Genomic DNA, 11,032 nt, shown 5'->3' on the forward strand with positions numbered 1-11,032 from the left:
TTTTAGTTTATTTGTTTTCAATAGTTTGAGTATATACATTACCAAAACGGTCAGTCACCTTAATCTCTAGCCTTGCGTTTGGGTCATGAGGAGTTGCATGAAAGAGATGCTCGGTGAGAACCGGAGATATCCAGTCATATTTCACCTTTTCCTTATCTGAACAGATGACTTTTGCCATAGGATCATATCCTTTGTACTTTTGCATTTCGCCCATCCTTTGTCCATTTTCATACCATTCTACCTTCCACAGATCATCCCAGTTCCATACATTGGCTATGATATCAGAAGGATATTCATCCGACGATCCTGCCGGATAAGCATGAAACTGGTGTTCCAGCGGATAACCTGCGCTTTTATAAATCCACTTCAATTGATCTCCGTTCACTTCATATATACCGTAACCTCTGGGAGTTCCGTCTACATTGATGTCTGCACGCCACCAAGTGCCACACACTGCTGCCGTATTATGCTCCATCAACGAATCATTGAAACAAACGTTCGTATTGAAATGGGTATGCCCGGAAATGATATGCGCATTATAGCCCTCCAAGAGTTTATATAGTGCAGCTGTATTCACTGTTTCATCCTGATCCAAAGTATTATATCTTAACTTTTTCTGAAGGCTGGAGGGAATGTGCATGACCACAAATACCAGCTTATCCCTGGACACATACGAAAGGTCTTTTTCCAGCCATGCAAAAGTCCGTTCATCAATATATCCGATGTACTGGTAGTCACGATTGACATAGAAACAATTGTCGAGTACAATGTAATGGGCTTTTCCTTTATTAAACGAATAGTAGATGGGGCCGAAATAACTTTCAAAAGTACGGTACGAGTACTCAAAAGTACGTCCTCCGTAGGTCATGTCATGGTTGCCGATAGCACGATAAACGGGAAAGTCCAAAGTAGATACGGTATTAATGTAAGATGGATACAAAGAGGGGGTATCACCCACGATGTCTCCACAATCAATACCGAATATGTCTCTTTTTCCCGAATAAGGCTGTACATATTCTTTTATATCCTGCAGGAATCTGCCATAGGCTTTCACATCGTCTTCGGAAGTGACTTGCACATCAGCCTGCACCAGAAACAGATGATTCGCATCATTCTGAGGATTTTTCATCAACTCAAAATTATATCCGTCTTGTTTATCCATCTCTATTTGTTGATGGAATAAGGGAATGGTCTTTTCTGTTTTCGGCTGATAACCGGAAGGCACGGACAAGTAAACAAACCGGGCATCCCTTTGAGGAGCAAGCACATATTCGCCCGACTTATTAGTCAGAACACAGTCGATTCCGTCCGTTACAACTACTCCTTGAAGTCCTTTCCCATGACAGGTTACCTTTCCACGAATAGTACCGGATAAATTTTGAGCCTGCAAGTTCAAACTCAAACTCATCAAAATGACAAGTTGTAATAAATATATTTTCATAGTTATCTATTGTTCTTTATACAAATAAGGCAATTCATTAACATTAAGTCTGAACCTTGCGGCTCAGACTTAGTGCTATGAATAGAAAGGAGAATACTTGATTGAGTATATTCTCAGATTGAATTATCAACTTCCTATTTTTGAACGGACTCCAGATAGTTATCAAATCCTGTCTTGAAAGCGTTCCAATAGTCGTACATCTTGATATGACAGAGGTCGAATGCGAAGAAGCCGTCGCTATTGTTTATACATGCGTCGATGGCATCAGGTATTTTAGCGGCTTGTCCACCGTTAGTCCATCCGGTACCATTGCCTATGTCCGGACCTCCGGAGAAGGGAACGTCACCTTTCAGCAACTCGCGACCGTTTTTGCAAAATCCCTCCATTGTCCATTCGCCGCTACCATAAATCTTATCGACAGATGCATAAGCACCTAAGAATATATAATCCAGATGATCGGCATAACCATAGTTCTTATAATCTGCTGTTGCCCATTTAGGATAGTAGGCTGAGGTGTCATATTTAGGACTTGCCCAATTTACTCCCGAAGTATAATAACTGGAATACCATGCGCCTACATACACTCCAAAATTGATTTCTGAATTTACGGATTTTACTTTCTCACGTGCCTTGACGATAAAGTCGTGAATCACTTTTACACGAAATTCCAACCATTTCTTGAAATAGGCAGGCTGATCTGAAGGTATCTCATCTGTGCCTGGTGCCATAATGTCTTCCGGAAAATGAGCAACTGTTTCCCCAATGTACTCTTCAAACTTCTGTTTAGAAACAGCCGAGAAATCACTTTCCAAGCCATAATCGTCATAACGGCAACGGTCCAGAATTATTCCATCCAAGTCATATTTAGCCAGGTCACCCAGTAACTGCAAAACGAAGTTCTGCACATCATCGTTAGCCGGATTCAAAAATTTAGCTCCATAATCGGTCTCGTCATTCAACAAATCCATCGTATTTGTCAGACCGTCAGCGAGATTAGCCACACTTGCCCATTCCTTCTTCGAGTCATCACGGAACAGTATTCCATCTGATCCGAGGTTATAGGGACATAAGTAACCACCGACGAAAGTATTGACTGACGCATGTACTTTCAGCCCCTGACTTCTGGCTGCATCTATAAATGCCTGCAGGTAATCCCATGTTTCAGTACGTTCATAATATACATAACCCGAACTTCCCCACACATCCATTCGCTTCACCTGATCTACTGCAGTAGTGTTGAACAAAACATCTCCTGTAGTGGGACGCACGTCAACAATGATATCAGTAAACCCTGCGTTTTTTACTTTCACCATATCTGTGGAGATATTCTCCTTATTATTCGCATAATCCGGAAAATTAGCTGCCGCATCAATCCAGACATAGCGTGGCTTGATTTCTGTTACATCCGGATTTTCCGGTCCCTCTGTTGAATTATCATTCCAGGGCCATCCGGGGATTCCATCAGAATCATCACTACATGAAGTGATAGCAACCATTCCGCAAAACGTCAATAATAATATTTTAAAAAGATTTCTCATATTATATATGTTTATTAATGTCAGTATCTCTTTTGAAACACATTAATTATTTGTCGATACAATCAAATTCATACCCTCCGATAATCTTACAGTTGTTGTCAACATAGTAGAGACGAAGTTTATATCCATCTGTAGTTGGAGCAAGCAGTACATCACCTGTTGCCGCTACACCATCTGCAGAACCGAACGAAGAAAGTGAAGGATTGAATGTCAAAGCATCTGAAGTAGATACCGTACCAGTGAACGATCCGTCCGAGGTTACATCGTACATATATAAATACGGAGTGCCGCCCCATTGCGGGAAGTGAGCCGTAGATACCAATACAAGATACTGTGCATTATTGAACGTTCTTGCATCCAGACAATTATTATTCATTGCCCAGGAATTGCCATTGTCCGAATTGGATAAAGACTTGGACGCATTATTACTTATTCCATTCACCCAATAAAGTACGTTAGGATCATAATAGGATAAGAAATAATCACTTTGTGCAGTAGTTCCTTTGGTGACAACCTTCGTGTTTGACACAGGAGATCCCCAATAGCCAACACCATTTACCGATACTACTTCAGGACTTCCCAATACACCGTTTGTTATAATCCAGCGAACAAACGTATTAGAACCGGACGAGGCTGTTCCGTCACACGTAGCAATAATAGCGGCATTTGTATTGATATCGCCCTGTACAGATACTTTTGTACCCATATCCAGACTTGTATTGTTGGTATAAGATGTCAATAAAGTTGGAGCTGTGGTTACAGAAGAAGTCTTATAGATAGAGAAGGATTTACCATTAGCTGCTTTTGTTGCCAATAATATGTTTCCTTTACTATCACTTGTCACACAACCTAAAGATGCAACACCTACACTTCCCAAAGTCATATTGCCAATCTTACTTCCTGTAGAGGCATTATAATAGGTAGGAGCAGTAGAACCGTCCCCTAAGCAAACAACTAAATTATTGCCATTAACGGCCAGTGAAGGTGAGTTGGCTGAAGTCCAGGGCAAACCTATAACTCCCATATCCAATTTAAACAATTCTGTCTCACTGCCTTTTCTATATCCATAAGGGATCTTATCCGGCACTGCCTTCTGAACTGTGTACGTCTGCTTCGTCACTCCGTCGTGAGCGATGACCGTCAGTTCTATAGGTGAATTGAAGTCAAGCGCCTCTGTCTTAGGATCCGGCGACATTGTCGCATGAGAGGAAAGCGAATATTCTGCCAGACAGGAAGATAAATCTTCTGCAGAAATCAGAGATACCGTCTTATGCTCTTCGTCAATAATTCCACTAATATCTTCGGCCGGTATTGAGAAACTTAATAGCTGACATTTATTGGATTTCACTCTTTCACCCGTAATGCAGATTTGTTTCTTATATCCCTGCGCATCCGTATAAGTGAAGTAATTTTCTTTAGTCAAATCCAGTATCGTCAGAACAGGGTCAATAGTACAGTTAGGAGCTAACTTTGCCTGAACCCTCATTGTTTTCATGTATTCCGCCGTTTCATTTTCACTGTCTTCCGGATAAAACCATGGCATAGGAATCACATATTTATCTACAGACGCATCCGCAATTGTATAGACAACAGCTTCTTTGTCCACGTAAGGACCTGATGTAAAAAGTGCGGTCAAGCTTGTGATTCCCTGCCGCTCAGCAGTTGGAAGCACATATTCCGGATCTTGGCAGGAACTCATTAATGCCAATACTCCTAATAGTAAATACTGTATATTCTTTTTCATAATTGTTTTCATTTTAGATTTATTGCCATTCTGCATATTGAGTTACAGCACCGTTATTGTCCAACTCCGCCTGTGGCATAGGGAAACGGTACATCTTAGTCGGGAAGTTACGATCTTTGTCATCACACTCTACATAAATGTAATTGAACGAACCGTTTGCATTCTGTTCTATCTTAAGTCCATGAAGACGGACACCGGTGAATGCCGTTGCAGATAGTCTCCAGCGACGCATATCCCAATAATAGTGTCCTTCATAAGCTAATTCGACTTTACGTTCCTGACGAATCGCTTTCATCAGGTCTTCTCCACTCTTGTCCGAATAAGGCAAGCCGACTCTGTTACGAATGTCTTTGATGTCTTTATTGGCTTTATCGGCATAGCCACTCAAATGATAGCAAGCCTCAGCATGATTTAGTAACACTTCGGCATAACGGATTTCGGTCCATGGCTGTGTACTTGCCTGCACAGAAGTGAAACTATGAGTCTCATCCACCAGCTTGCGCAAATAATAACCTGTGGTAGAACGTCCTTCTGGTTTGGCATCCGTTTTCCACGCAGCCCAACCATCAGTACCATTGACATAAGATGCGATCGTTCTGCCTTTCCACATAGCGCCATTATAAAGAATGGTTGCTTTGAAGCGTGGTTCAAGTTTATCGTATGGAGGAGTTGCCGTTGTTCCTTCTGCTGTATGCCAAGTACTCCAATCCGGAAAACCGCTACCGTCCGCATATTCATAAGATTCTACCATTTCTTGTGTCGGAGTTCCGAATCCTCCGGTCATTGAATTACCATCCAATGCTTTATCACCTCCGGGAGCCATATAGCCGTCAAAATCATGAGTTACAGTAGAACTCTTGTCATAGCAATATTGCAGAATAGCTTCCTGACTTCCTGCTTTAAATGCATTAGAATAATTCTCTTTTTCTTCCAGCTTATATCCCATGCCCATCACTTCTTCAGCAGCGATCCGGGCATCATCCCATCTTTCTGCATAAAGCATTGCCCGTGACAGCATTGCATAAGCAGCTCCGCTAGTCAGACGTCCATTAGGGGTTTTATCAACCGGTAAATGTTCGCCCGCAAACTTCAGGTCCTCATATACAAAGTTCCATCCTTCTGCCTCGGAACTGACCGGCATATCCTTCTTTATATTATCCAGATCTTCGTCATATATGATTACTTCCTTATAACGTTTTATCAGGTCGGTATATAAATATCCTCTGAAGAAGCGCATTTCCGCTTCCAGCCGTTCTTGTTCCGTCTGACCGAATGAGGCATATTTTTTCAGTTTATTGATACCTTCGTTGACACGGCGTACATATTCATACATCGTCCCCCAATTGCCTAAATAAGTGCTGACATAACTTACTGTCAGAACGGATCCTCCATAAGCGATTTCGCTAGGTATCTGGCATTTAGACATATAGTTATAGGAACCGTATTTGAGTTGGTCTGTCAACGCTTCCGTCATACCGGCCAGGCATTGTCCGTCACGATAAACTCCTAAATAATCGATATAACGGTAGAAATCGTTGACAGCTTGTTCGGCATATTCCAGTTTACTCCATACCAGTTTATCTGATGCTTTGTCCGTTGGTGTCATGTCCAGATAATCACTACATGAACCAAGCCCTAAAGAGGCTCCCAACAATATGATACTTATAAATTTTGTTTTCATAATAAATCTTTTAAAGGTTTAGAAAGTCAGAGTTATACCGCCCATGATTGTGCGTTGTTGAGGATAATATCCGTTATTCACTCCCGGAGATTCGGGGTCGATTCCATCGGGAAGACCGGAGATCGTGAATAAATTGGAGCCTTCTACATAAATTCTAAGATTCTGAATTCCCACAGGGCTCATCCACTTTTTAGGGAATGTATAACCCAGCTGTGCCGATTTGAGACGAAGGTATCTGCCATTACGCAACCAGAAGGTAGAAGCTAATCCATTGTCTCCTCCATGTCCTTGATTTCCCAGAGTCAGACGTGGGAATGTTCCATTCGGATTTTCCGTGGTATACGCATTCTGAACCAGATATAAAGGTGAGTTGGCGCCTTCTTTGAACGCCTGTGTCCAGACCGTATTGTCATCATAACCATTATAGTAAGTTCCGGTTAATGATACATCGAACAATGCGCCTCCGGTAAATTGCGCGCTCAAATCAAATCCGTTCCAGGCACAATTCAAGTTCAGACCATAAGTCAGTTCCGGACGATTGCCCCGTCCTACACGTGTTCTGTCATCTTCATCTATTTTGCCATCGCCATTTAAATCCTTATATTTGATGTCACCTACATTAGGACGGGTTCCATACCATGCGGAATTATCAATTTCTTCTTCCGAACGGAACAAGCCTTCTGCCACCCATACAACTGAAGCGTCTACACTGCGACCTGTACGTTTTCTCCATTCTACAGTATTGGGACTATCCGGATAACGGAGATAGCGATTTCTTGCAAAAGTCAAGTTGAAACTGGCTCCGTAAGAAAATGGTTTCCCTGCCAGATTTAATTTATTACGATGACTCACTGTGATTTCAACTCCCTTGCTGTCTACCTTGTTATAGTTGGCATACGTATAATAATATCCTCCCATTGATGGCGGATAATCGCCTCCCATTGCTGTCAGAATATCATAGGTATAATTATAGAATGCATCAAATTCCATACCCAGTAAACCATTCCACATGGTAAAGTCGAAACCTGCATTGTAAGTTAACGTATTTTCCCACGTCAGAGTAGGATTCGCAATTACAGATGCACGCAGCGCCTGCATGACTTTTCCGTTCAGAATTGTCTGGTACGCATTTTTGTTACCGTCCATCAGGTTATAAGTACTGAGAAATGCATACGGACTCACATCGTCATTACCCAACAAACCGATAGATGCACGTATTTTCATATCATCCAGGAAAGTCAGATCGGACATAAAGTTTTCTTTGGATATTCTCCACGCTACTGATGCTGATGGGAAAAATGCCCAACGTTTTCCACTTACATTACCCGCAAACTTATACGAACCGTCATATCGTCCTGTGAATTCTGCCAGATACTTATTGTCATAGTCGTATTTCAAACGGAAAACGTAACCAATGCTACGATTGGCATCGCTATATCCGGAAATGGGGGAGTCTGCCGGTTGTCCGAAACTCAGTTCCGGAAGTTCTGCAAAACTCATATTCTTATTATATCCGGAGAAACTGTTTTCTTTATAATCACGGATTTCCGCAAGTACCATGGCTTCAACATTATGCTTACCGAAAGAATTCGCATAATTGATGCTTCCCTGGCCTACCATTTGACGGGAACTGAATTGTCCTTCACCTAAATTTATTCCATTTGCAGTTCCACGAGGATCATCCGCTTTAGTCCAAGTCCAGTCTGTAGTGGAAGTCGGCATTTTATTGATATAAGTAGAATAAGGTGTATTCAGGTTTTTATTATGTGAGGTCTTGTAGTCATAAGCTCCGGTAACCTTTACACTTAATCCTTTTACCCAAGGCAGATTATATTGTAAAGAGAGGTTAGTCTGCAAATCAAAGCTATTGGTATGTTTGTAGCCGGATTCATAAATAGCTGCTAGCGGACTATTCGGTAAGCTTGTATTATTCTGTGTAGTAGCGGTATAAAGTCCATCATATTTTTCCGGTAAATACGGATGCATCATGATAGTCTGGTGAGCAACGGATAACCAACCTTGTTCTCCCAATGTGGAATTAGAATCTGTACCACCGGAGGCATATCCCGGAGTTTCACGTTTTCCTACATTTCCGGCAACTCCCAAACTTAACTGGAAATTCTTGGCCAGCTGAGTTTCAATGTTGGTTCTTAAGTTGTACCGTCTATAAGTAAAGTTATCAATATTACCATCCTGTCCCAAATAGCCGACAGACGTGAAATAACGCATTTTGTCACTACCACCCTGTACGGTGATGTTATGCTTCTGATTGATACCTGTGCCAAATACTTTATCAATATAATTGACGTTATCCCATCCATCAGTAGGGTCGCCGTTCAACATCGCTTCCACATTTGCTTTTGTGAATACCGGTGTATATTGCTTCATGTCCGTAATACTTCCGTTAGCCAGCTTATCCATCATATCAGCCATATTATAATAATATGCAAACTGGGGACCATTCATAAACTGCGGAAAGTTTGCATTCATAGATGCTCCTATTGAACCGTTATATGTGATTCTTGACTTTCCTTCCTGTCCTCTCTTTGTTGTAACAATGATAACACCACCTGCGCCCTTCAAACCGTACACAGCCGCAGAAGCTCCATCTTTCAAGACAGATACACTCTCAATATCATTAGGATCAATGTCATTGATGGAACGAGGCATACCATCTACAATATAAGTAACATTGTAAATAGAACCACGAACCCGCAATACTGCTTGGTCATCACCCGGTTCTCCAGAGACTTGAACAGAAGAAATGCCCGGCAAACGTCCGCCTAACAAACTTGATACATTGGTTGCCGGTGCCTTTAACAGTTCGTCGCCTTTGACTGCAGAAACCGCTCCTGTCAGGGATTGTTTCTTTGCAGTACCATAACCAACGACAATCACTTCATCCAGAGATGCCACATCATCCTTCATCACCACATTGATCGTTTTCTGTCCGGCAACTTTTATATCTTGTTCCGCCATACCTACATATGTGAAAGACAATATATCTTTTGAAGTCGCCTGAATGCTGTATTTTCCATTAACATCTGTAACTGTACCATTAGTAGTCCCCTTTACTACAACACTTACACCAGGTAGAGATTCTCCTGTCTCATCAGTAACAGTACCTTGCACCAAACTCTGTGCATGAGCATTGATAGCACATGCAAAAAGTGCGCATATTGAGAAAAGAAATATCTTCAATATGCGAGAGTTTTGCTTAATTTTTGAGTTAAACTCTGTCATAGAATTAATTTTTAGATTATTAATAAGATTGGTTAACATAATAATTCATTGTTTCTATAGCTGTTCCAATACTTTCCAGCATTGAAATAATCCCCTTGGTACATGAAAGCACCCTTTCCATTTACCACCTTTCAGCGGTAACAAAACTTCCCCTCTGCGATTCAGATATCCGTACCATTCCGGATATTCCGGATCTTTGAAGTGCGACCATGTGTAGTCATGCACTTTTTCAAACCATTCCAGACATTTCCTGTCTCCGGTCAGCTGATAACCTTTCAGCAGTGATATCAGAGATTCAATATGCACCCACCAAAGTTTCTGATCCCATTCCAATTGCTGGGGAGGACAACCGTTACGGTCCATAAAGTAATAGATACCTCCATATTGCTTGTCCCAACCATAGTCGAGCATTGTCAGGGTTACGTCTTTTGCTTTTTCTATCAATTTCGGACGATTCAGGCGTTTGCCCAAATCCATGATGAACCACATCGCTTCGATAGCATGACCGGGAGTCACCTGGCGTCCTTCGAAGCAATCCACCAGATTACCGTCCATATCGACATTCTCAACAATGATGCCCCCTAGCTCCGGACGATAAAAGACATCCATCACTTCATGGATACAGGTTTCCATCGTCTGTTCCAGATAACCGGGATCCAGAAGATGTTCGATCTCCAAAGCCAGATTACAGAGAATCATCGGGAGAGCGAAGTTCTTCAGATTACGAGTACCCGGATGAAGCTTGTTCCACTTGCCTTTCGGATTATCAACCTTAGAAAGGATGATTTCAAAGGTCTTCTTTGCTATGTCCGCATACTCCTGATTTCCCGTAGCAAGACTCAGCTGTCCAAAGGCCATCGTGGCGAAAGTATATGAGAAAATATTGTATGGTTCTACCAGTGGTCTACCCGAACGGTCGAGTGAAAAGTACCAGTTATAATTCCCATCATGTCCGTATTTTTTTAAGAATTCACCACCCTGAACGGCACAATCCAGCCATTCCTGTCGTTTTTCCACTTTGTTGTAAAGCATGGAGAACATCCATACCTCACGTCCCTGCAACCAGATGAACTTATCCGTATCGAAAACCTTCCCTTCACGGTCCAGGCAGCTGAAATAACCGCCAAACTCAATATCTTGGGAGTGCTCGAGCCAGAATGGAAGGACATTGTCCAACAATTCATCCCGGTACTGATTCGCTAGTTTCTTAAAATCCATAATATTGTTTTTATTATAGATAGGTATAGGGTACACCGAAGGCGGGGAAACGTTTCTTGAATGGCCATGCAGAAAACCGCCTGCGGCTTCTCTATACTTCTCAGTTGTTGTTAGTTTACTGTTATTAAGGTCTCTTTCTTCTACTGTTCCGACCGGGTCCAGTATCT

Annotated in this window: 6 protein-coding genes; all 6 read right to left on the reverse strand. The window is 41.9% G+C overall.

The genetic code is table 11. The features are described from left to right. Window positions 1-7: 7 nt before the first annotated feature. The 6 genes from NBH01_RS21945 to NBH01_RS21970 all read right to left on the reverse strand — a co-directional run bounded on the left by NBH01_RS21945 (window position 8) and on the right by NBH01_RS21970 (window position 10,865). On the reverse strand, window positions 8-1,441 hold the full coding sequence (locus tag NBH01_RS21945; protein ID WP_016267817.1) for a calcineurin-like phosphoesterase C-terminal domain-containing protein: 1,434 nt from the start codon (window positions 1,439-1,441) through the stop codon (window positions 8-10). A gap of 134 nt (window positions 1,442-1,575) precedes the next feature. Further along, window positions 1,576-2,979 carry an alpha amylase family protein gene (locus tag NBH01_RS21950; RefSeq protein WP_008766057.1) on the reverse strand — a complete coding sequence of 468 codons (1,404 nt, stop codon included), beginning with the start codon at window positions 2,977-2,979 and terminating at the stop codon, window positions 1,576-1,578. 46 nt (window positions 2,980-3,025) lie between these two features. Next, window positions 3,026-4,723 carry a DUF5018 domain-containing protein gene (locus tag NBH01_RS21955; protein ID WP_070750301.1) on the reverse strand — a complete coding sequence of 566 codons (1,698 nt, stop codon included), beginning with the start codon at window positions 4,721-4,723 and terminating at the stop codon, window positions 3,026-3,028. 19 nt (window positions 4,724-4,742) lie between these two features. After that, complete coding sequence (locus NBH01_RS21960) at window positions 4,743-6,404, reverse strand: RagB/SusD family nutrient uptake outer membrane protein (RefSeq protein ID WP_070750295.1); 1,662 nt, start codon at window positions 6,402-6,404, stop codon at window positions 4,743-4,745. Between the two features lie 18 nt (window positions 6,405-6,422). Then, a complete protein-coding gene (locus NBH01_RS21965; RefSeq protein WP_008766060.1) occupies window positions 6,423-9,647 on the reverse strand; it encodes a SusC/RagA family TonB-linked outer membrane protein in 3,225 nt (1,074 codons plus the stop codon). Between the two features lie 54 nt (window positions 9,648-9,701). Beyond that, entirely contained in the window at window positions 9,702-10,865 is a 1,164-nt protein-coding gene (locus NBH01_RS21970) for a n-acyl-d-glucosamine 2-epimerase (protein ID WP_119200439.1), read from the reverse strand. Window positions 10,866-11,032: the final 167 nt, after the last annotated feature.

The sequence above is a fragment of the Bacteroides sp. B1-V-101 genome (assembly GCF_023656585.1).
In the GTDB taxonomy this organism is placed as follows: Bacteria; Bacteroidota; Bacteroidia; order Bacteroidales; family Bacteroidaceae; genus Bacteroides; species Bacteroides thetaiotaomicron.